Source organism: Wandonia haliotis, assembly GCF_039523435.1.
GTDB lineage: Bacteria > Bacteroidota > Bacteroidia > Flavobacteriales_D > Crocinitomicaceae > Wandonia > Wandonia haliotis.
In genome coordinates this window covers 1,033,263-1,055,141 of record NZ_BAAAFH010000003.1, presented here as the reverse complement: position 1 = coordinate 1,055,141, position 21,879 = coordinate 1,033,263, and the positions used below count along the sequence as shown (strand labels likewise).

The 21,879-nt window shown below is 41.2% G+C and carries 17 protein-coding genes and 1 CRISPR repeat array; of the genes, 6 read left to right on the top strand and 11 right to left on the bottom strand.

From position 1 onward, the window contains the following. Positions 1–28 precede the first annotated feature (28 nt). Positions 29–757 (bottom strand): hypothetical protein, encoded by a 729-nt coding sequence (locus ABDZ97_RS05250; RefSeq protein ID WP_343785521.1) that lies wholly within the window; start codon positions 755–757, stop codon positions 29–31. A gap of 67 nt (positions 758–824) precedes the next feature. Here ABDZ97_RS05250 and ABDZ97_RS05245 point away from each other — a divergent pair, with 67 nt between their 5' ends. Continuing rightward, a complete protein-coding gene (locus ABDZ97_RS05245; RefSeq protein WP_343785520.1) occupies positions 825–3,734 on the top strand; it encodes an AsmA family protein in 2,910 nt (969 codons plus the stop codon). A 1-nt stretch (position 3,735) separates the two neighbouring features. Continuing rightward, complete coding sequence (locus ABDZ97_RS05240; RefSeq protein ID WP_343785519.1) at positions 3,736–4,662, top strand: lactate/malate family dehydrogenase; 927 nt, start codon at positions 3,736–3,738, stop codon at positions 4,660–4,662. Positions 4,663–4,670: 8 nt separating this feature from the next. Here ABDZ97_RS05240 and ABDZ97_RS05235 read toward each other — a convergent pair whose 3' ends face one another. The 8 genes from ABDZ97_RS05235 to ABDZ97_RS05200 all read right to left on the bottom strand — a co-directional run bounded on the left by ABDZ97_RS05235 (position 4,671) and on the right by ABDZ97_RS05200 (position 14,672). After that, the gene (locus ABDZ97_RS05235) at positions 4,671–5,132 is read right to left on the bottom strand and encodes a hypothetical protein (RefSeq protein ID WP_343785518.1); all 462 of its coding nucleotides are present in this window, start codon (positions 5,130–5,132) and stop codon (positions 4,671–4,673) included. A gap of 54 nt (positions 5,133–5,186) precedes the next feature. Next, positions 5,187–6,005 carry an orotidine-5'-phosphate decarboxylase gene (gene pyrF / locus ABDZ97_RS05230; protein ID WP_343785517.1) on the bottom strand — a complete coding sequence of 273 codons (819 nt, stop codon included), beginning with the start codon at positions 6,003–6,005 and terminating at the stop codon, positions 5,187–5,189. A 1-nt stretch (position 6,006) separates the two neighbouring features. After that, positions 6,007–7,086, bottom strand: a complete 1,080-nt coding sequence (prfA, locus tag ABDZ97_RS05225) for a peptide chain release factor 1 (protein WP_343785516.1) — start codon at positions 7,084–7,086, stop codon at positions 6,007–6,009. A 4-nt stretch (positions 7,087–7,090) separates the two neighbouring features. Then, positions 7,091–8,260: an AIR synthase related protein gene (locus tag ABDZ97_RS05220; RefSeq protein WP_343785515.1), complete on the bottom strand. Its 1,170-nt coding sequence runs from the start codon at positions 8,258–8,260 to the stop codon at positions 7,091–7,093. 70 nt (positions 8,261–8,330) lie between these two features. Further along, complete coding sequence (locus ABDZ97_RS05215) at positions 8,331–10,499, bottom strand: OmpA family protein (RefSeq protein WP_343785513.1); 2,169 nt, start codon at positions 10,497–10,499, stop codon at positions 8,331–8,333. 88 nt (positions 10,500–10,587) lie between these two features. Continuing rightward, positions 10,588–11,631, bottom strand: a complete 1,044-nt coding sequence (locus ABDZ97_RS05210) for an RluA family pseudouridine synthase (RefSeq protein WP_343785512.1) — start codon at positions 11,629–11,631, stop codon at positions 10,588–10,590. After that, positions 11,628–13,862 (bottom strand): T9SS type A sorting domain-containing protein, encoded by a 2,235-nt coding sequence (locus tag ABDZ97_RS05205; RefSeq protein WP_343785511.1) that lies wholly within the window; start codon positions 13,860–13,862, stop codon positions 11,628–11,630. Before ABDZ97_RS05205 ends, ABDZ97_RS05210 begins: the two co-directional genes overlap by 4 nt. A gap of 18 nt (positions 13,863–13,880) precedes the next feature. Next, complete coding sequence (locus ABDZ97_RS05200) at positions 13,881–14,672, bottom strand: PASTA domain-containing protein (protein ID WP_343785510.1); 792 nt, start codon at positions 14,670–14,672, stop codon at positions 13,881–13,883. Between the two features lie 214 nt (positions 14,673–14,886). Here ABDZ97_RS05200 and ABDZ97_RS05195 point away from each other — a divergent pair, with 214 nt between their 5' ends. Next, entirely contained in the window at positions 14,887–15,864 is a 978-nt protein-coding gene (locus ABDZ97_RS05195) for a D-alanine--D-alanine ligase family protein (RefSeq protein ID WP_343785509.1), read from the top strand. On the opposite strand, the gene ABDZ97_RS05190 is transcribed toward ABDZ97_RS05195, so the two are convergent. Next, a complete protein-coding gene (locus ABDZ97_RS05190; protein WP_343785508.1) occupies positions 15,861–16,178 on the bottom strand; it encodes a c-type cytochrome in 318 nt (105 codons plus the stop codon). The two genes, ABDZ97_RS05195 and ABDZ97_RS05190, sit on opposite strands and share 4 nt — an antisense overlap. Positions 16,179–16,182: 4 nt before the next feature. Next, entirely contained in the window at positions 16,183–17,640 is a 1,458-nt protein-coding gene (locus ABDZ97_RS05185) for a heparan-alpha-glucosaminide N-acetyltransferase domain-containing protein (RefSeq protein ID WP_343785507.1), read from the bottom strand. A gap of 237 nt (positions 17,641–17,877) precedes the next feature. Between ABDZ97_RS05185 and ABDZ97_RS05180 the strand changes: the two genes are divergently transcribed. The 3 genes from ABDZ97_RS05180 (at position 17,878) to ABDZ97_RS05170 (ending at position 21,270) form a co-directional block, all read left to right on the top strand. After that, complete coding sequence (locus tag ABDZ97_RS05180) at positions 17,878–18,420, top strand: hypothetical protein (RefSeq protein ID WP_343785506.1); 543 nt, start codon at positions 17,878–17,880, stop codon at positions 18,418–18,420. A 66-nt stretch (positions 18,421–18,486) separates the two neighbouring features. Beyond that, the gene (locus tag ABDZ97_RS05175; RefSeq protein WP_343785505.1) at positions 18,487–20,589 is read left to right on the top strand and encodes a zinc-dependent metalloprotease; all 2,103 of its coding nucleotides are present in this window, start codon (positions 18,487–18,489) and stop codon (positions 20,587–20,589) included. 105 nt (positions 20,590–20,694) lie between these two features. Next, positions 20,695–21,270, top strand: a complete 576-nt coding sequence (locus ABDZ97_RS05170; RefSeq protein WP_343785504.1) for a PepSY domain-containing protein — start codon at positions 20,695–20,697, stop codon at positions 21,268–21,270. 79 nt (positions 21,271–21,349) lie between these two features. Beyond that, positions 21,350–21,850: direct repeats of the CRISPR family, unit length 46 nt; unit sequence GTTGTGAATTGCTTCAAAGTCAGTACATTTAGTGAGGATTCACAGG. Between the last annotated feature and the right edge of the window lie 29 nt (positions 21,851–21,879).

Sequence of the window (21,879 nt, the reverse complement as noted above, 5' to 3'; positions counted from 1 at the left end):
AATTATTCTTCAGAGGTACAAAATGTTATCAGAACAAAACACTCACTCCTGCTTTGATTCCAAACACATACGATTTATGTACATACGGCCATTGTTTCTGATAGGTATTTGCCAGTTGCCATCGCATTTCCGGGATTGCATAAATACCTACATTTCTACTAAAATTCCAACGGAATCCTAATGAAACAACTGCATCAATATTAAAAAAGTTAAAATTGTCCTTATACTTTGTTCGAATTGCTTCCGTAGTTCCAAACTCATTTTCCCGTTCCTCATTCGTTACCTGACTGAGAAACATTTTAGGTACAACTCCCGCCCCTACATGCAATTTAAAACGATCCCCGTACTGAAATGCAAGGTTCAAAGGAATTCCAATGTAGTGATAGGTATTTTTGTAGGTATATACCGAATCTCCTCCGGTTTCATAAAACTCCCCATTTCTATTGAACTCCACTCCCAAATCAAGAACTATATGTTTGTGAAGATTCGTTCTGTATCCGATATGAAACGAGTAAAACCATCCACCGGTTTCATTCTCTCTCTCGCCAATAGGAGCACTGAAAAGTCCCGGATTTTCTTTCAGTGTTCTGTTCGCAAAACCGGGGGTAAAACCAAAGTACAATTCATCCCCCGACTTACGGATCAATTTTCCTTTCTTATTCGTATAAACCATCATGGAATCGGCGTCCCCTTCCTGAGAAAATACGACCGGATTCAGGAATGTCACCAACACGAGCAGACTAAAAATTCTCTTCATAAAGGATAATGTGTTCAGAATATTCTTATTTTTAAGAATCAAAAGTAACGAAAAAAAATTTGACTTTATGGCACCTCGAACGACCAACGGTAAAAAGAAAAAATCTATTTTTAAGCGTATTCTGAAATGGGGGGCTATCTCTTTTATTCTCCTGTTGGCCGCATTAATTCTGATCCCTGTTTTTTATAAAGACAAAATACTGCAATTAGTTATTAAGGAGGCGAACAAGCAACTTACTGCCGAACTCAGCATATCCGATTTTGACCTCACGATCATCAAAACGTTCCCTAAACTAACAATGGAATTAAACGAGGTAAAACTGGCAGGGAAAGATGATTTTGAAGGTGTTGAGCTTGTCAATCTGAAAGCGTTAGAAGCAAAATTGGATTTCTGGTCTGTGATCGGAGGAGATCAGATCGAAATTGAATCCATTAAGTTGATCGAACCACATGTAAACGTAAAAGTATTACAAGATGGTCGTGCCAATTATGACATTGTCAAACCTGATTCATTAAAAACGGAAGAGGAAATTTCAGAACCTTCCAGTTTTAAATTGGCGTTAAAATCGTACGAAATTCGAAATGGAGAAATCAGTTATCTGGATAAGCCTGGAAATATGTCCGCTGTCATAGCGAATCTGAATCATTCCGGGAACGGAGACCTGACAGCCGAAACGGTAAATTTTGAAACCAAAACAACAGCTGATGCGATCACATTTATCATGGACGGGGTTCCTTATCTTGCTCAGGTTAAAACGGATGCCATTGTCAATCTTCTGATGGAATTCGGAGAAAAGAGTTCGAAATTCACTCTTAAAGAAAATGAAATTACACTAAACGCATTTAAAACTTCTTATGACGGGTATTTTGAAATGTTCGATGACTATTACGATATGGATCTCAAACTGGACGCCAGCCGATCCACATTCAAGGAACTGATCTCTCTTATCCCAAGTGTGTTCCGAACAGGATATGAATCCATGCTGACAAAGGGTTCATTCGCATTGAACGGAATGGTAAAAGGAAAAATGACAGACACAGAACTTCCTGCCTGGGATTTCAACCTGAATGTAGACAATGCTTCTTTCCGCTATCCGGATCTTCCTTCGGGGTTTGAAAAAATCACCATTCGGGCGAATACAAAACGTGAACAGGGAGCTAATCTGGATAATATCAAAGTTGATATTGATAAGTTTCATACAGAGTTTATCGGTAATACAATAGATGCGAACTTAAAGCTTCGCACGCCTATGTCTGATCCGAATATCGGGTTAAACCTCCTTGCCAAAGTTGATCTGGCTTCTTTAGAGAAAGTTATGCCGGTTGCCGAAGGAGAATCGTATAACGGTAAGCTGGATGCGGATCTTAAGCTGGCCGGAAAAATGTCATCAATTGATAATGAGCAGTACGAAGATTTTAATGCAGAAGGATGGTTAATTCTAAAAGATGTTTTATACAATTCTCCTGATCTGGGGAAAGAAGTTTCGGTTGAGTCGATGCATTTCTCATTTAACCCTAAAAACCTGGCTCTTGAAGAAATGCAGGCTAAAATGGGGAATTCTGATTTTGCCATGAAGGGAACCATTGATAATTATCTGGGGTACGCACTTCGTGACGAAACGCTTACAGGAAGTTTTGATTTTAAATCTTCCATGCTTGATCTGGATGAAATTATGGGGCTATCTTCTTCTGATGAAGAATCTTCTACAGCATCAACGGAAACAGCTACTGAACCCGCAGCATCTGGTTCTTCAGAAGATGCTGCGGGTTCTATCCCCGACAACATTGACTTCAATCTGAATACAGCTGTTGCCAAAATTAAATACGATGGTATGGAGATTGATAATTTCCGTGGAAATGTAAAACTGAAGGAATCCGTTGCTTCACTGAACGATGTGCAAATGAATACAATGGGTGGAACAGTTGGTATGAAGGGAAGTTTTGACACAAAAAATCCAGAGAAACCGCATATCAATTTGGGGTATGACCTGAAAGACCTTGATATCAAACAACTCGCTGATAATTTTCTTACGGTAGAAAAACTGGCTCCGATCGCAAAATACGCACAAGGGAAAATTTCGACTTCACTTTCTATGGAAGGAGATATGACAAAAGACCTTGACATTAATCTTGAGTCGCTAACGGGTAGTGGTAATTTCTTTACAAATAAAATCACGGTTTCAGGATTTGAACCTTTAACCAAATTGGCCAACGAATTGAAAATTCCTAAACTCAGTTCACAAACACTGGACAATGTACGCGCCAGTTTCGAATTTGAGGATGGAAAAATGTTTGTCAAACCATTCAATCTTAAACTTGGAAAAATCACTTCTGATATTGAAGGCTGGACCTCCTTTACCACAGACATCGACTACAAAATGAAAATGAATGTCCCGAAAGATCAGGTTCCTGCAGAAATGATAAAAGTAGTTGAACAGGCAATCGGTAAAGTCAACAACGTTGTTCCGCAACTGAATGTAAAAGGACTACCCGATATTATTCCTGTGAATGTCAATGTGGGAGGAACAGTTATGAAACCTGTTATAAAAACCAACTTCAAAGAGAGTTTGATGGAAGCAACAGGTAATCTGAAAGATCAGGTAAAAGATTTGGTAGAAGACAAAATTGAAGAAGTAAAAGACACTGTAACCAAAGTAATCAAAGACAAGGTTGAAGATGTTAAAGAAGATCTGATTGAGCAGAAAAACAAAATTATGGCAGATGCTCAAAAGCAGGCGGATAAAATCAAAGCAGAAGCAAAAAAACAAGCGGATGTAATTCGTGCAGAAGCTGACAAACAGGCAAAAGCACTCGTTGACGGGGCCAAGAATCCTATCGAGAAAAAATTGCGTGAGAAGTCAGCTGAAGAGCTTCGAAAGCAGGCAGATGATAAAGCCGGAAAGCTAGAGACGGAAGCCGCTAAACAAGCAGACAAGATAATGGCTGAGGCAAAAGCCCGGGCAGATAAATTGAATTAGTATGACCGAAAACCGGATCTGTATATCGGTTATTGGTTGTGGTAATGTAGGGAATGCTTTAGCACTTCTTCTGTTAAACAGAAGTAAGCAACCTGTTGATTTGAACATCATGGAACCAGACAACAGGAACGATGGTAGAATTCTCGAGCTTCAACATATTGCTGCTTTATATGGATCTCATACGGTTAGCAAAAATAGTGGTGAAAAACTCCTAGATGCTCAGGTAGTCTTTCACACCGCAGGAGCTGGAAAAAAGATCACCAAAGACCGGATGGAAGTTGCTGAAGACAATGTCCGCTTGACACGTGAATTGTTTTTGGGAACAAAATTTAAGTACTCACCTTATATAGTGGTATTGAGCAATCCGGTTGACATCATTACTTATTTTGTTCAGCACTATACATCTGCTGCTCCCGGAAAAGTTTTCGGAACAGGCACCATGTTAGATTCCGCTCGTCTATCTTCTCTTTTGGTAGAACGGGGATACACAACAAAACCTATCCGGGCATTTGTAGTCGGAGAGCATGGTAATACAATGGTCCCGTTATTTTCCAGGATCAGAGAAATAACGCTCCATTCTGACCAGCAGAAACACCTTGAACAGGAAACGATTTATGCAGCACAAAGAATTAAACAAACACAGGATGCCACTTCTACCGGAGTAGCATCCTGTGCTTTATTCTTGATGGATTATCTTTTGAAAAAGGATCGATCTACTCCTTTTTCGTATCCAGTTTGTTGTCAAACGGATAAAACATTAAACACATTTTTGGGACTAAAGGAGTCTATTGCCCTGAGTTGGTTTTACACAACCAACGGAAAATCGTATTTCCCTTTTGCGTGTAATTCAAAAGAAATGTCAGCGCTTAAAAATTCCGCCAACTATGTATCTGAAGTGATCCGACAACTAAAGGAAAAAGGATACTAAACTCTGTATCAATCAAAAAAGAAAGCCGTTCTCATCTGATTGTCCGGAATTCCAATGATATTATTAATATAATCTTTCTTCTCTACTAATTCCCCCTTCTTTATATATCCACTCCCATGAGGCATACATACTCCCCAGGCACCGGATTGCTTACAATCATCCAGACTTGTTATTTTCACAGCTGTATGATCTTCGACGATAATAACAAAATGTTTATGATTAGCTGCTTCTTCCAGCACATCCGGCATAGACTCTTTCGTCAAATTCAGAGTTTCTGATGCATATCTGTGCGCTTCATCCATAAGTTCTATAATAGGAGAAACTCCCTCTACATATTCCAACGAAGAAACGTCATTCAGAAAATTAATGATAACCTCATTTGAGACCTCCTCATCACTCTCTCCTCCTCCTCCGGAACAATTAAATAATAGTGGTGTAGCCAGTAGTAAAATAAATAGTTGATTTTTCATTGGTAATCTTTATTTTGGTTTTTGTGTTTACATAAGACAGTAGGTTAATTTTCCCTAGAAATTGCGGCTTCTCAGTTCTTTCTCCATAATTCTCTGAATTTCCGCGGCCTTTTCCCCCGCAGCTTCCGCAAAATCAGCTCCATTTGACGCGTAAATAATCCCTCTTGAAGAGTTCACCAACAGACCGCAGTCTTCGTTCCACCCGTAACGGGTAACATCTTCCAGAGAACCTCCCTGTGCTCCTACTCCGGGCACAAGGAAGAAATGATCGGGAACCAGTTTACGTACTTCTCCAATTCCTTCTGCACGTGTCGCACCTACCACAAACATAGTATTATCCGGAGTTCCCCATCGGGTTGTTTTCTCCAATACTTTTTCAAACAGTCGTTTTCCTTTCTCGTCGCTGATCATCTGAAAATCCAGAGCTCCGGCATTGGACGTTAGCGCCAGCACAATGGCCCATTTACCTGGGAATTCAAGAAACGGGGTTACCGAGTCTTCTCCCATATAAGGTGCTATCGTTACCGAATCACATCCCAGGTACTCAAAAAATGTTTTTGCGTAATAGGTCGACGTATTTCCAATGTCTCCCCGCTTGGCATCAGCAATGGTAAAAATATCATCCGGAATATATTCCAGTGTTTTTCTCAGTGATTCCCATCCTGCTGGTCCCTGACATTCGTAAAACGCCAGATTGGGCTTATACGCAACACAGTAATCTTTTGTCGCGTCAATAATGCGTTTGTTAAACTCAAAAACCGGATCTTCCGTCTCTTTCAAAAAGTCCGGAATTTTATTGATATCCGTATCCAGCCCCACACAAAGGAAAGACTGTTTCTTTCTGATTTGTTCAATAAGCTCTTTTCGGGTCATGTTATACCTGTTCGCCTTTCATGCGTTCCGCATTTTCGGCCATTTTTAATGCGTCTATCATCTCCTGAATATCTCCATTCATAAACGCTGATAAGTTGTAAATCGTTTTTCCGATACGGTGATCCGTGATACGTCCCTGAGGATAATTGTATGTTCTGATCTTCGCGGATCTATCTCCGGTAGAAACGAGTGATTTCCGTTGTGCTGCCCGCTCTTCATTTTTCTTATCCAACTCTTGTTGGTACAATCGTGAACGCAGTACGGAAATCGCTTTCTCAAGGTTTTTATGCTGAGACCTACCATCCTGACACTCTACTACTATTCCTGTAGGAAGGTGAGTCAGACGTATTGCAGATTCTGTTTTGTTAACGTGCTGCCCTCCTGCTCCACTGGCACGGAAAGTATCCCGTTTCACATCTGTCATGTTCAACTCCACATCCACTTCTTCTGCCTCGGGAAGAACGGCAACTGTGATTGCCGAAGTATGTACACGCCCCTGCGACTCTGTTTCAGGAACCCGTTGTACACGGTGTACACCTGATTCAAATTTCAGTGTACCGTACACGCCTTCTCCTGTAATATTCAGAGCAATCTCTTTGTATCCTTTTGTACCTCCTTCATTGGAGTTAATCACTTCGTATGACCAACCTTTCTCCTTGAGGTACATGGTATACATTCTAAAGACATCTTCCACAAAGATACAGGCTTCATCTCCCCCGGTTCCTGCCCGCAATTCGACAATTACGTTCTTGTCATCTTCAGGATCTTTCGGGATTAATAAGAACTTGATCTGCTCTTCCAGCTCTTCCTTCTTTGGTTCTAACTCATCCAGTTCCATACGTGCCATTTCCCGAAACTCAGGATCTTCTTCTGTTGCCAGTACTTCACGTGAACTTTTTATATTTTCTAACGTATTTTTATACGTTTTATAGGCTACAACAATCTCTTCAAGGTCCTTGTATTCCTTGTTAAGTTTGACATATCGTTGCATGTCTGCAATAATATCAGGATCGGTAATTAACGTTCCCACCTCCTGAAACCGTACCTGAATCAGTTCTAATTTATCCAGTAAATCCTGCATATCTTTATTCGTAAGTAAATTCTCCGAATTCGGAGCATATCGTTAACTTCTTTCCTTCAAATGCCTCACAACGTCCGACAACTTTTGCACGGATATTAAAACCAGCTGCTATTTCCGTTATAGAATCAACTAAAGATTCATCAACATACAGCTCCATACGGTGCCCCATATTGAAGACTTTGTACATTTCCTTCCATTCAGTACCCGACTGTTCCTGTATCGTTTTAAAAAGAGGCGGAACCTCAAACAAATTGTCTTTAATGACGTGTAGATTGTTTACAAAGTGTAACACTTTGGTTTGTGCTCCCCCTGAACAGTGGACCATCCCGTGAATGTCAGTACGGTGTTTATCCAAAATTTTCTTAATTACCGGAGCATACGTACGCGTAGGTGAAAGTACCAGTTTCCCCGCATCAATAGGAGTCCCTTCTACTTTATCCGTCAGTTTCAGCTTACCTGAATAAACTAATTCATCCGGCACCTGAGGATCAAAGCTTTCGGGGTACTTTGCAGCAAGTTCTTTCGCAAATACATCATGACGTGCAGATGTAAGTCCGTTACTTCCCATCCCCCCGTTGTATTCTTTTTCGTACGTTGCCTGTCCAAATGACTCCAATCCGATGATTACATCTCCCGGACGGATTTTATCGTTGGATATTACATCCGCACGCTTCATACGAGCAACTACCGTAGAATCGACAATAATAGTACGAACAAGATCTCCCACATCCGCTGTTTCTCCTCCTGTAGAATAGATCCCTATTCCCATTTCACGCAGCTCTGCAAGAAGTTCTTCTGTTCCGTTAATTATGGCAGCGATAACATCACCACTAATCAGGTTCTTGTTTCGTCCTATAGTAGAAGAAAGCAAAATCTGATCCGTAGCCCCAACACACAAAAGATCATCAATATTCATAATCAAGGCATCCTGTGCAATACCTTTCCACACAGAAATATCTCCGGTTTCTTTCCAGTACATATACGCCAAAGAGGACTTTGTCCCGGCTCCATCAGCATGCATAACGACACAGTGTTCTTCTGATCCCGTAAGCATATCCGGAATAATTTTACAGAATGCCTGAGGGTATAATCCCTTGTCAACGTTCTTTATTGCGTTATGTACTTCTTCTTTTCCGGCGGAAACTCCGCGCAAATTATATCTTGTATCGGCCATAATTCAAGTAAAATGCAAAAATAAAAAAAGCACCCCACAACGGGATGCTTTTTCTAAAGTATCTCTATTCTTATTCTTCTGTTTGCTCTACTTCACCTGTTTCTCCTTCTTCACCTTCCGGTTTTTCAGGTTCAGGTACGTAGTCAAAACTTACCACTTCTCCTTCTGTACGACGGTTAAACTGGTGCAGTTTTTCGAATATTTCTTTTTCATTTCTCTTGAACTTGTTAATGTAGGTTTCAACAAGTTCGATTTCTTCAGCCCCAGCATCAGCTTTTGGCTCATCAACCAGGTACTCTCCGTTCAATAACCAAACAGTTCTAGGATCATCCTCTCCTCGTCCTTCTGCTACCAAACGCTTAGGATCAACTCCTTTTTCTTCTACAAGGTACTTCACACAAGACTCAGCACGTTTCTGTGCCAGTGTTCTGTTTGAAGAAGCCGAACCACGTGCATCCGTATGTGAAGTCAGTTTAATAACCAAACTTGGGTACTCCTGAAGAAGGTCATACACATAGTTCAGGGAATCCTTAGAATTGATTTCTTCGTTTACTAAAAGATCCCACTTACCTAGTGCGTAACGCACCTCAGGCAAACGAATCGGACGTTTCGGCAATAATGCAATCTCTTTAATAAAGTCCATATCCTGCTCAAGACCTACAGTAGAAATCCCTCCTGAGTTTGGATAGTACCCCTGATCTCCTTCTCCGAAAAGACTAGCTTCGATCAGGTATTCTGTATTTTCATTAATGTAACGTGAATCATCCGGTTTTTTCTCAAAATACACTTCCCCAAGATCATTGGTAATTCCTTCCCAACTTGATCCGTCAGAACCTGTAATTTTCACCGTTGCGTTCTCAATTCGTTTTCCTTTTCCTTTAGAATCAGACTCCGAAATAATCACTTTCAAAGTAAACAAGTTTGGAGGTAAATTATAAGACCAGATATCATCTGTATACTCTCCCTGAGAATCTGTAGATTTTCTGTTCGAAGTAAAGTACCCGTTTCTTGCGTCAATTTCAATCAAACCAAAATCATTGGAAACAGAATTGATCGGGAACCCAAGGTTCTGTGGTTTTGTCCACTTGTATTCCTCTCCTACTTTTTCAGCTCTGAAGATATCAAGCCCTCCCATTCCAAGGTGACCATCCGAAGCAAAGTAAAGTGATCCGTCCTCACCGAATGTAGGAAACAACTCATTACCTTCTGTGTTGATTTCCGGTCCCATATTAACCGGTGCAGACCATGAATCCGAGCGACGGTCGTATGTTGTATACCACAGGTCACGACCTCCCTGACCACCAAACATATCAGAAGCGAAAATCAGGAATTTCCCGTCAGGAGACACACAAGGATGTCCCACAGAAATAGTATCTCCTTCTTTTCCTTCCGGCTTCAATGGCAATTTCTTTGGCTCTTCCCAACCTCTTGCTCCAAGCTCGGACATCCAGATATCGCATCCCAGATTTTGTTTCTTCAAATTCGGACAACGTGTAAAGAACATGGTTTTGAAACGTCCGTCAAAACAAAGTGATCCTTCGTTGTCTATTGTATTTACATTTTCTCCGGTAATCAACTGGGGTTGACTAAAGTTTCCTTTTTTATCAATTTTAGTTACCCAAAGGTCCATATAGCTTTCACAAGTTCTCGGGTCTTTATCAGAACCTGTCGATCCCGGACGCGAAGACGAGAAATACAACTCCGTACCTTTTCGGTCACCAATCATCGGCGCCATATCGTACTCCGGCTTATTGATTTTAGACTCGTTCTTTACTGTATAACGCGTTCTGTTTGCTTTGTAAGATTTCGCCAATTTAACAGATTCCAAACCTCTTTTTGCGATCTTATCTCCGGGAACCAGTTTAAGATACTCGTTGTAGTTTTCTTCCGCAGGATTAAAATCTCCCATTGCACGGTACATTTCAGCATTGTAGAGGTATACCTTAGGTTCTACTTCGTAATATCTCAACAAGATAGCCTTATCATACCAATCCGTAGCATACGAAAAGTTTTCAGTCAGACGGTGACACTCTGCTGCCATAAAAGCCATATCACCTTTCTGACGTTTTGCCTTATCGGATTTCGGATTGATTTTCCCGTAAGCTAGTTCACATTTTTCGGCTCCTTCACAATAATTTTCGCTTTGAAAATAGAACTTTGCCTCGTCAATGTATTTCTGTTGTGCTAAAGAGATAGTAGCAAATACAAATAATAAGCTGGTTAATAAATATCGTTTCATAGACTGTATTTTAACACAAAATTGTCACGAAAAAACGGATAATTTTGATATTTTACAAACTTAATATTATTTTTTTTGTTAGCAACACCTACTCCATTTTAAATGAACTGTAGGTCTCCCACTTGTCTAAAACTCTGCTAAATCCTTCCGGAAGTTCGGAATCAAAGGCCATCCACTGTTTTGAAACAGGATGCGTAAAGCCCAGTGTTTTGGCATGCAGAGCCTGCCCGGGCAATAATTCAAAACAATTTTCAACAAATTGCTTGTATTTTGTGAAAGTTGTTCCTTTCAGGATTTTATCTCCTCCGTATTCAAGATCATGAAATAAAGGATGACCTATATACTTAAAATGCGTTCGGATCTGATGGGTTCTACCTGTCTCCAGTTTACACTCTACTAAAGTTACATATCCGTATCGTCGAAGTACTTTGTAATGTGTTACCGCATGCTTCCCATAATCCCCTTCCGGAAATACCTCCATCATTTTGCGATTTTTCAATGATCGACCGATATGCCCGGTAATGGTTCCTTCCTCTTCTTTCACATCTCCCCACACAAGTGCATGGTATCTTCGCTCCGTTGTACGATCGAAAAACTGCTTCGCCAGATCCGTCAGCGCCTGCTCTGTTTTCGCTACGACCATAACACCTGTTGTGTGTTTATCCAACCGATGTACAAGTCCCGGACGTCCGTAAAAATCATCTTTTCTGGAGGGTAGGTTATCAAAATGGTAGACCAATGCGTTTACCAGGGTTCCTGTATAGTTACCATATCCGGGATGCACAACCATATTAGCCGGCTTATTAACCACGATAAGTGCATCATCCTCAAAAAGGATATCCAACGGAATATCCTGAGGGATCAACTCCAGCTCTCTTACCGGATAAGGCAAAACGATGGAAACAACATCTCCCGGTTTTACTTTATAATTTTGTTTTACGGTCTTTTGATTAACCAGTACGTTCCCGTTTTTTGCCGCCACCTGAATTTTGTTTCGGGAGGTATTTGGCATCCTGTCTAGCAGATACTTATCAATTCGTACTACTTCCTGACCACCGTCTGCTGTAAAGCTATAATGCTCATACAACTCTTCTGATTCATTTTCCTGAAAATCCTGCTCTTCCTCTATCATAATTTGGTGATTTTATGCGTGTTCACCACAACACCTTTTTTATCTCTGATAACCAGCATATACATACCGGTTTGAACTGTATCTGTTCGAATTTCAGTCTGCCACTCAGACTCTAGTACTTTTCTCCCATCCAGAGTAAATAACTCTACGGTTCCTTCTCCCGGCTCCGAGAGGTTAATTACATTATTGAATGGATTCGGGTAAACAACCAAATCTTCTGTAGATTCTTCTTTCATCAGTTCGTCTGTGCTCAACTGATAATTCATCTTTGAAGAAACTACCGGACGAATCATCAAAGAGCCGGAATAGGACGAATTAAGCCATGAAATCTCTCCATTTATGGAATAAAATACCTTCTGCTGACTGTTTGTATTCTTATCCAATCCTACATTTAGTGCGTCCTGTTCAATCTGTCTCCATCCCACGTAAAAAACGCCTGAAACAGGAATTCTTATATTATCTCTAAAATAGTAATTCCAGAATAAATTCCGATCGTGCATATACTCCGGCATGCTTGGAAAAAAGAAATCATCCTGATACAAGACATTCCCCGGACGCCCGTTATTATCACCCCATACTGTCAGAAGAAAGATCTTATCCGAATGATCCAGTACTGTAGGTACAAAATGCATCTGGACAGCAACTAAGGAGTCCGGCTCCCAACTCGTAAACTGAACCGCAAGACGCGCCTGTTCCCCATTAATCCCATAAGCTAATTCAGCCGATCCGTCATCGTAAGCATAATAATTCGCAAATACTTGTTGCCCGCGGGTTGTATCATTAGCATTGGTCAACTGGGCAAACGGAGCTGTAGCGGTAAACTCATGATCAAATGCTACCATTGTATCATTTACCATACCTGTCGAGAACTGGTATGTTGTCCCCAAATCGTGGTAGGAATAATACGTAGTTCTCGGTTCGTAGTTCAAATCACCATTTGACAAGGTCTGCCCCGGAAATGTATAGGTATGCTCCAAAACTTCCTCATAATACACACGAAGATTACCAGGAGGATTATTCTCAGGAAGATTTGATCCGTTACGCACAACCAACCTCAGGTCATCTGACATCCTCCCCGAAGGGTTGTTTCTAAAATGTTTCCAGGGAACAGCTGTATACTCTTTCAATAATGTATTCACCGGATAAACGATTGCAAAATCTGAAACCAGTGTATCCTGATACCCTGAAAGTCGTCTCAGGTTTACATAATCCACATGCCAGTTGTCCAAATCCCCTGACAAACCTCCATAATTTCTGAAACGGAAGCGAAACCCATTTTGCAAAAACTTACTTTGTACGACCGGGAAATGCACTAATTTAAAATCACTAAGCGGAATTCCATGCGTTCCCCAGACGTTTTCCCACACTTGGTCATCCACGTTAAAGAATTGCAAGATCAGTGAGTCGCCCTCCTCCGGCATATCTCCAAAACCTCCTGCCTGATAGAGAAAACTAAAGTAAATACTATCATTAGGAGGATAATTCAAATCAATCACTTTTGAAGTAAGGTGATCTGCATAATCCGAATAGGCTGTATTTATTGCATACGGAAACCCGTTTTCATCCAGACCGTCAAAAGTTGCCACTCCCAACGACCAGGGATCAACCGGTCTGGACATATTCCAATACGCCTGATAGTCCGTCCAGATATAATCCGGATCAGTAACGGAAACGATATACACCCGGGCAGTATCCTGAACGTATAAATTTGTCTCAATCCAAACCGTATCAGGATCCCCTGCAACATCAATTGTATCAAAAATAATATATGGCGGATAGCCTGAATACGTACCATACACATCTACCGGATAGGTATCCAATGCGTTGTATTTAAAATCTTCTGCCGTATACCAGGTCGTATCCTGCGTCCCTGCTCCCGAATTAACATTTACCTTATACGTCGGATAATCCGTAAACGTAGTATTCATTGGCAATGGAAGATCAGAAAGATCCAACATTTTGTAATACAATTCTTCCGTTACATTCGGATCTGTTGCCTCTGCTTCGTAAGGTTGAAATTTATTGGTGGAAAAATCATCAAAAACAGGCAGACTTACTGTATCCAACTGGTAAAAAAACTGCCCGTGTATGGTTTCTCCCTGTCCATTTTTTTGTACAGCTACAGTATTTTCACCACCCCGCATGAGCAATGGTGATACAACCTCTACCTGAGCAGATAAGGTTACAGCAAATAAAATAGCAGAGAATCCAGGGAAGATTGCTTTCAACATATTCTTTCTAATTTACAATTATTCTGCCCAAACTGTAACCGTACCTCCGGCAGAAATAACTGATTCTCCCGAAGCATCCGGCATCTGGCGGACAACAACTGCTTTCTCTTTACTCGCCTCATCAGGACAGGTCTGACACAAGACATACAGAGAAAGGTTTTGCTGTTCTAAACGATTTCTTGCTTCGGATATTGTCATCCCTTCTAAATTCGGAACGGAAACCGTCTGAACACTAGGACCTCTGGACACTACTAATACAATCTTTGATCCGATTGGCAGTTTTTCTCCCGGAGTTACTTTTTTCCCTTTGTATTTTTGCTCCAACACCTGATCTTTCCCTTCTATACTGGGTTGAAATTCGATAACAGGAATCAAGCCTCTGTTCTCCAGTATTTGTTCCGCAAAACGTTTAGAAGTTTTTCCTGCCAAAGCCGGCATCTCTACCATTCGGAAACGTGTAGCTACTCTCAGCTTTACTTTTCGTCCTTCTTTCACATACACTCCGGTTTGTGAAGTGGGGCCCGGTTGCTGAAAAAAGACAGTTCCGGGAGGTAAATCTGTCCGGTATACAGAATCCAGTACCTCGTATCCAATTTCTTTCCCGGAAAGGTAAGCATCAATTTCTTCCAGATTTACTTTGTCTCCTACCAGATCCGGCACTTCGATCTTTTGCCCGAAACGGGTAAACGTATCCAGATACGACAATGTTCCGAAAATAATGGACAAAACAGCAATGATAATAAGAGCTATATTGATCAGAAATGTTCTGCTCTTTATGAAATTGAATAGCTTAACAAAAAAACTTCCCACGGATATTGAATATTATCCAACAAAACTAAAAAAATATTCATCATAAGAAACTGCCGCCTGATGACTTTATTGTTTTTTAACACGCTGCCATTCTTTTCGGTTTACGGCTGCTCTATCAATCCGGATTATTAAAACAGAAGTGCTAATAACTTTGACCTGTCCTTCTCGAAGGAAACACTACTATACGTAACTTAGCCGCAAAGAACATCAGAATATGCGTAAAGTTGCTGTTATTTGCGGGGGACTTTCTTCGGAGTACGCCATCTCTTTGAAAAGTGCCACAACCATCATTACTAATTTTCCTTTAGAGTATAGTTGTCACAGGATTATATTGAATGAACAAGGTTGGTGGTTGGATGAGCAGGGAAAGCAAACTCCCGTTGACCTGAATGACTTTTCGGTTCTGCAACCTGATGGTACCCGACTGAAATTTGACCTTGCTGTCGTGTATATTCACGGATACCCCGGCGAAGACGGAAAGGTTCAGGCTTATCTTGATATGCAAGGCATCCCTTACTTAAACAGTAATCCGCTTGCGTCGGAATTGTCGTTTGACAAATGGTTCTGTAATCAGTTTCTGAAAAACTTTGGTATCCCGGTAGCGGATGCTGTGTTATATCTTACACCCGATGAACACGAAACCGATGATGTTCTTTCGCAAACAGGACTCCCCTGTTTTGTTAAACCGTGTGACAGCGGCTCCAGTTTTGGTGTCACTATGGTCAAAGAAAAAAGTGATTTTGAACCGGCTCTTGATTACGCCTTCCGGGAAGGAAAAACGGTGGTAGTTGAACGTTATTTGAAAGGCACTGAAGTGACATGTGGCGCCTTTCGGTCTCCGGATGGTATTGTCACACTGCCTCCGACAGAAATTGTAGCCGAAGGCGATTATTTTGATTTCGCTGCCAAATACGAAGGAAAATCCCAGGAAATAACACCTGCACGCATCAATGAGCAGGAATTAACGATGGTGCAGGCTTTTACGGAAAAAATTTACGCTACCTTACGTCTGCGCTCTCTGGCACGGGTTGATTACATTATTGTTGACGGAATTCCTCATTTAGTGGAAGTAAATACCACTCCCGGTTTTTCGGAAGCAAGTCTTGTTCCTCAGCAACTTGCTTGTGCCGGTATTACAATTCGTTCATGTTTTGACAGAATTCTTCGAGCCGAATACCCACAATGGTATTAGCGTTGAGCTCCTGACATTGTAATCAGGTATTTCAGGATAAGTTCTTCTTCTCCGGCAGAAATCTTGGCTTTTTTAGCCATCGGAGGAACGATTTTTCTCCATTTTTCTTCTGAAAGTTTTTCCGGAGCTTTTAATCCATGGCACTTTTTACAATTCTCCTCGTACAATGTTTTCCCCTGACTCAGCTCAGAAAGCGTGTACCCCGGAAATTTATCTGAAACCCTTGTCACATCCTGTTCTGAAGGCATCAATAACTTCACCCCACATGCCGAAACAGTTACCATCACCAGCACAATTCCAATTATCTTTTTCATACTCCTACCCTCTTTTAAAGTTATTTACTACTCCTAAAAGATACAATTTCCAGGAACCTTTTTTCGATTTTGCTTCAATTATTTTTGTCTGGGCTATCATTAAAGCAAACATAACAGCTACGCAAATCAGGGTTCCTCCTACATCAAACCGACCCCTGTACAATACGGGTCGAATCCAGTAAAGAATCACCAGGTGACCTATATACAACCATAACGTATTGCGGCTCATCTGGTTCATCAATGGGGGGAGTTTTTTTACAAAACGTGCCAGAAATGCAAAAACAGATCCAACCAGAATAACAACTCCAATGCGGTGCAAAATCAGGTTAGGACTGGCTCCCATTCCCTCAACGTCTCCCCAGAAATTACTTCGCCCGTATACATCTATCTCAATACGATCTCCTATCTCGGACCAGACCAGTAATATCGTTGACACAATCAATAATTTTACGTCCATCAATTTGTGAAGCCTGTCTTTTTCATTCATTCGTGCTAACCATGCACCAAAAAATCCTCCGAAAAGCAAGTAGGCAATCCAGGGGAAAGTCGGAAAAGGAGAACTCTTCCCTGCAAAGGTTTTCTCCGAATTGATCCATAGTGTGAAAAAATTAGGAAAAAGGCTGACCTTTTTATCCCAGTTCCATTCGATATCCAGCAGAGTATTTCCCCGGATTACTTTCAGGTTAGCATATTTACCGTACACTTGTCGCGACTCCATAACAGGTAATTCTTCCAAAGAGCAAACATCCTGATAACCGATACTCAGAATCAAATCACCGGATCGCAATCCCAACGCTTCAGCTTTGCTCCCCTTAACAACTTCTTTTACAACCAATCCGTCGCCGTCAATCAAATGCAAGGAATCTGCAATCTCAGGTGTATTGTTTACCAAAACTACTCCGAGGTTTTGCTCCGAAAGTTGAGGTTCAGAATGGCTATGGTAATTCACAGTAGTAATATGCGGACTGATATAAGCAACCGAAACAAACAGGGTAAAATAAATCACCATAAGTCCTGTTATGTACTTCCGTGACAATGAAAAAATGGTCATTATCGTCAATAAGCCCAAACCGATAATATGCAGTACATCAACTGCCATAGCAACATCTGCCTGTGCCTGTGAAATTCTTGCATACAGGGATTGCAGAGGGAAACGAAGAAGATAGCCCCAGAAAAGCAAAGTCACCACCCGCGTAATTCCTTTCCGGATACGCATATTGTGACGTACATGCACATTATTCTCCTGAATCAATAGAAAAGTAAACACACCACCTGCTATTACCATAAAGAAAGGTGCAGTGTATCCCCTGAAAAAGGTCCAGGTATGAATTCCCAACGAATCCCCCTCGCGGATCTCTTTATCGATCATCGCATAAACGGTATGTCCCTGGATCATCATGAACAATGCAAGAAACCGCATCATATCCAGGAATAGAATCCGCGTCTTTTTTACCTTCTCCATTTCACGACAAATGTACAAGAAAGTTTGAATGAAACTATATCCCTTCTATTTTTGAATACAATAACTCCTTTCCTATCTTACTTCCATTCTCCTGTTGCTCAACCAGTCATACCCTACAAGTCTGTTTTTATACAATACACACTCTGTCAACTACAAAACACTATAAATATCAGTCACTTGAGATTTTAACTCACCTCCTATTCTTCATATACTCTGAAAAAGTCGTAATTTTATCCCGTGACGCGTACGATATCAGTCATATTGCTTATAGCAGTTTTGTACATACCTTTCCTTGGATTACGAACGTATTTTGAGTTAGAACGCAAACAAATCCGTAAGGAAGTCAAGCGTAAGCTCATGAGCGAAGTTCCGGTAGACCAGCTGGTCGAACTTCGGTTTTCAAAGCATACGATCGACCGGGAAGTAAACTGGAAACACTCAAAAGAATTTGAGTACAGGGGAGAAATGTATGATATTGTCTACCGAAAGGAGAAGAATGACTCCCTGTTTTTCCATTGCTGGTGGGACAGAGAAGAAACTGCACTTAATCAACGCGTCAACCAGTTGGCTACAATCTGCTTTGCAAAAAATACAGATCCTGAATCCAGAACAGCGAAGCTCAAAGTTGTCTGCGAGAAAGAGTATATTCCATTACACATCTTACTTACGGAGCTTCAAAAGTTTCAGTCACACTATGAGGTCATTGCTGACAGACCTCCGGAAATTTACTTCGATATTTCGCTTGAAATCCCAGTACCCCCGCCTCGTTTAGTCGCTTAAAAAACTCGAAAACACATTCCCGAAACGGGATGTGAGAGGTTATTTATTCATTTAACTTTCATAAACATGAAATACATATTTATTTTATGTTCCTTTCTTTTGGGCATCACAGGACTAGCGCAGGAAAGCCACTTCAAATGCGGTTCTCACTTAAAAGAAATGGAACTTAGAGAATTACACCCTGAGATCAAGCAGGCGTACGAACGTATGCGCGAAATGGGACAATACACTACTAAAAGTGATGAGGACACAGTTCTTATTACAATTCCTATTGTGTTCCATATTATTCACGAATACGGTCCGGAAAACATCTCTGATCAACAGGTGTACAGACAGGTTGAAATCCTGAACGAGGACTACATGAAATTAAACGCTGATACAACAGCTATTGTTCCGGAGTTTAAAGCAATTGCCGGAAAAGCAAGAATACAGTTTGAACTGGCGCGTGTAGATCCTTTCGGAGAATGTACCAATGGAATTAACCGGTACTATTCACACGAAACATTAATCGGAGATGATTATTCGAAACTGCGCCCCTGGTTCAGAGCCAAATACCTGAACGTATGGGTGGTAAAATCAATGGAAAACGGTGTGGCCGGGTATGCTTATTTCCCGTCAGCTGTAGAAGGGAACGGGTTCTGGCGTGACGGAATTATCATCCGCCACAATTACATCAGTGATATCGGGACTTCCAGTACAAACAACTCCCGTGCACTGACACATGAAATCGGACATTTTCTGGGACTTGCTCATACATGGGGAACAACAAACGATCCCGGTCAACCGGTCAACTGTACAGATGATGACGGCATTGAGGACACCCCTAATACGATCGGATGGACGACTTGTGACCTTGCTGGTACCACCTGTGATTCGGAGTTAGACAATGTTCAAAATTATATGGAGTACTCGTATTGTTCCAATATGTTCACAGAAGGACAAGTACATTTTATGCGTACTATTCTACACTCGGAAACATCCGCCAGAAAATCACTTTGGTTGGAAAGTAATCTGCAGCAGACTTTATCTCCGCAGTTAACCTGTCTTCCGAAACCGGATTTTCATGCTCCGTCCATTACTGTATGTAAAGGCGATGCAATCCAGTTTACCAATCACTCATGGCGTGTTGAAGATCCGCAGTACACCTGGCATTTCCCGGGAGGAACACCGGAGTATTCAAACGACGAAGACCCTTCAGTTTCCTGGGATAGTGAGGGGTGGAAAACCGTGTCACTTACTGTTACCGGAACAAATGGTGAGAGTACAAAGACCGAAGAAAGCTACATTTATGTATCACCGGACTATGTGGATTTTCACGGACCAAGAGGTTTAACTTTTGACGATGAAATGGACTTTCAGTACATCATTGACAACCCGGAGAAAAACGAGGGTGAATGGAAAGTGTTGAATAATGTAGGTATTAACGGGTCAAAAGGAATTTTCCTTAGAAACGTATCTCCTTACACCGATCCGTATGAGTTCTCGGACGAATTTTTCTACGATAATCGTCTGGGAGGTACTGTGGATGCTTTCATAACACCATCGTTTGATCTTTCGAACACTTCAAGTGTGCAGGTTTCGTTCTCCTTTAGTTCGGCGACCAATGCGTTTGACGAGGCGAATATGAAAGAGGAACTAAAAATCTATGTCTCCAAAAACTGCGGTAGAACGTGGCAGTTGCGAAAAACGATAAGCGGATTGGATTTGATTACCAACGGATCCGGTTTCGAGGATTTTGTTCCGGGATCTTCATCTATCTGGCGGGAAGAAAGTTTCTCTGTAAGCACTTCCCCATCCGACCACAATGTTCGTTTTAAGTTTGAATATACGGCTTCGGATTATTCGAACAACATTGCAATTGACAACATTATGGTAGGTGGTACACTGGGAATGGATGACGAACAGAATCTTCTTTCGGAATCTGTTGTTTTTCCTAACCCTGCCCAATCGGGAGCGGATGTATTCATCCAGATTTCCGGTGAAGGGAAACCACTGACAATTACTTTATCAGACGCCGCAGGCAGATTTATCGGGCAAACCAGCCTGACTGTCTCTTCGGATAAAGAAGAGGTCAACCTGAGTAAAATAGCTCCTTTGTCACAAGGTGTCTATTTTGTCCGACTGACTTCGGGAGATTATGAACGTACACACAAACTGATCGTTCAGTAATGACAATCAGGTGCCGGATACTGTAACAAGTTCCGGCATCTTTTTTTATTTTCCCTTTCTCTTACCAGAGTAAGGTGATCAGTATATACATATCTATTTAGCCAAATGTCCTACAATCTCAAACGAAAAAAACAAGCTCGTCTGCTTCGGATTTTCCGAAAGATTCATCGCGTTACAGGGGCATCGCTTTTCGTCTTCTTTTTTATTATCGCTATTACCGGACTGCTTTTGGGGTGGAAAAAGCACAGTAATGGAGCAATACTACCTAAAACATACGAAGGAAGCTCCACGGATCTGAACGACTGGCTCCCTATTGACAGTCTGCATACCATCGCCTGCTCAGTACTTCATAACGCTGTTGACTCCGGACTTTCTACCAATCTGGAACGTATCGATATCCGGAAGCACAAAGGCATGGTCAAATTTGTATTTACGGACCACTTTTGGGGGATACAACTAGATGGCGCCACAGGAAAATTACTTCATATCGAAAGAAGAAATTCTGATTTCATTGAAAACCTTCATGACGGTTCCATTCTCGACTACCTGTTTGATACACCGGGAGAAATACTAAAACTGATCTACACTTCGGTAATGGGACTTGCCCTGCTTTTATTTACCATTACTGGTTTTTGGTTGTGGTATGGTCCCAGGCGTATGCGAAAAGTAACTCGCTCTTAACAACTGAAATTTCTGCAATTTTTCAGTACATTTAGTGAGGATTCACAGGATTTTTGGGCAAACAAATTTACTTATATGAGTTGTGAATTGCTTCAAAGTCAGTACATTTAGTGAGGATTCACAGGTATAGACTATTTTAAAATAAAAGCTCCACGGTTGTGAATTGCTTCAAAGTCAGTACATTTAGTGAGGATTCACAGGTTTTTATGTTAAAATCCCTTTAAATATTCTGTTGTGAATTGCTTCAAAGTCAGTACATTTAGTGAGGATTCACAGGTGGTCGAAATATTACCACTTCTGCCATTTGTTGTGAATTGCTTCAAAGTCAGTACATTTAGTGAGGATTCACAGGGGGTTCCGTGGCGACCTTAGACAAAATCCTGTTGTGAATTGCTTCAAAGTCAGTACATTTAGTGAGGATTCACAGGCAAGGCGGTTTTTCCGTCTTTTCCGTACGAGTTGTGAATTGCTTCAAAGTCAGTACATTTAGTGAGGATTCACAGGTTGTTTCCCTATGTAATGCAGGTAACACGTGTTGTGAATTGCTTCAAAGTCAGTACATTTAGTGAGGATTCACAGGCTAACCTCCTTCTTTTGAACAAAGACGGA

Coding starts and splice junctions, on each gene's coding strand:
- ABDZ97_RS05175 (WP_343785505.1), top strand. CDS start 18,487: ATGAAATACATATTTATTTTATGTTCCTTTCTTTTGGGCATCACAGGA.
- ABDZ97_RS05205 (WP_343785511.1), bottom strand. CDS start 13,862: ATGTTGAAAGCAATCTTCCCTGGATTCTCTGCTATTTTATTTGCTGTA.
- ABDZ97_RS05245 (WP_343785520.1), top strand. CDS start 825: ATGGCACCTCGAACGACCAACGGTAAAAAGAAAAAATCTATTTTTAAG.
- ABDZ97_RS05170 (WP_343785504.1), top strand. CDS start 20,695: ATGTCCTACAATCTCAAACGAAAAAAACAAGCTCGTCTGCTTCGGATT.
- ABDZ97_RS05250 (WP_343785521.1), bottom strand. CDS start 757: ATGAAGAGAATTTTTAGTCTGCTCGTGTTGGTGACATTCCTGAATCCG.
- ABDZ97_RS05240 (WP_343785519.1), top strand. CDS start 3,736: ATGACCGAAAACCGGATCTGTATATCGGTTATTGGTTGTGGTAATGTA.
- ABDZ97_RS05185 (WP_343785507.1), bottom strand. CDS start 17,640: ATGGAGAAGGTAAAAAAGACGCGGATTCTATTCCTGGATATGATGCGG.
- ABDZ97_RS05210 (WP_343785512.1), bottom strand. CDS start 11,631: ATGATAGAGGAAGAGCAGGATTTTCAGGAAAATGAATCAGAAGAGTTG.
- prfA (WP_343785516.1), bottom strand. CDS start 7,086: ATGCAGGATTTACTGGATAAATTAGAACTGATTCAGGTACGGTTTCAG.
- ABDZ97_RS05195 (WP_343785509.1), top strand. CDS start 14,887: ATGCGTAAAGTTGCTGTTATTTGCGGGGGACTTTCTTCGGAGTACGCC.
- ABDZ97_RS05190 (WP_343785508.1), bottom strand. CDS start 16,178: ATGAAAAAGATAATTGGAATTGTGCTGGTGATGGTAACTGTTTCGGCA.
- pyrF (WP_343785517.1), bottom strand. CDS start 6,005: ATGACCCGAAAAGAGCTTATTGAACAAATCAGAAAGAAACAGTCTTTC.
- ABDZ97_RS05220 (WP_343785515.1), bottom strand. CDS start 8,260: ATGGCCGATACAAGATATAATTTGCGCGGAGTTTCCGCCGGAAAAGAA.
- ABDZ97_RS05235 (WP_343785518.1), bottom strand. CDS start 5,132: ATGAAAAATCAACTATTTATTTTACTACTGGCTACACCACTATTATTT.
- ABDZ97_RS05215 (WP_343785513.1), bottom strand. CDS start 10,499: ATGAAACGATATTTATTAACCAGCTTATTATTTGTATTTGCTACTATC.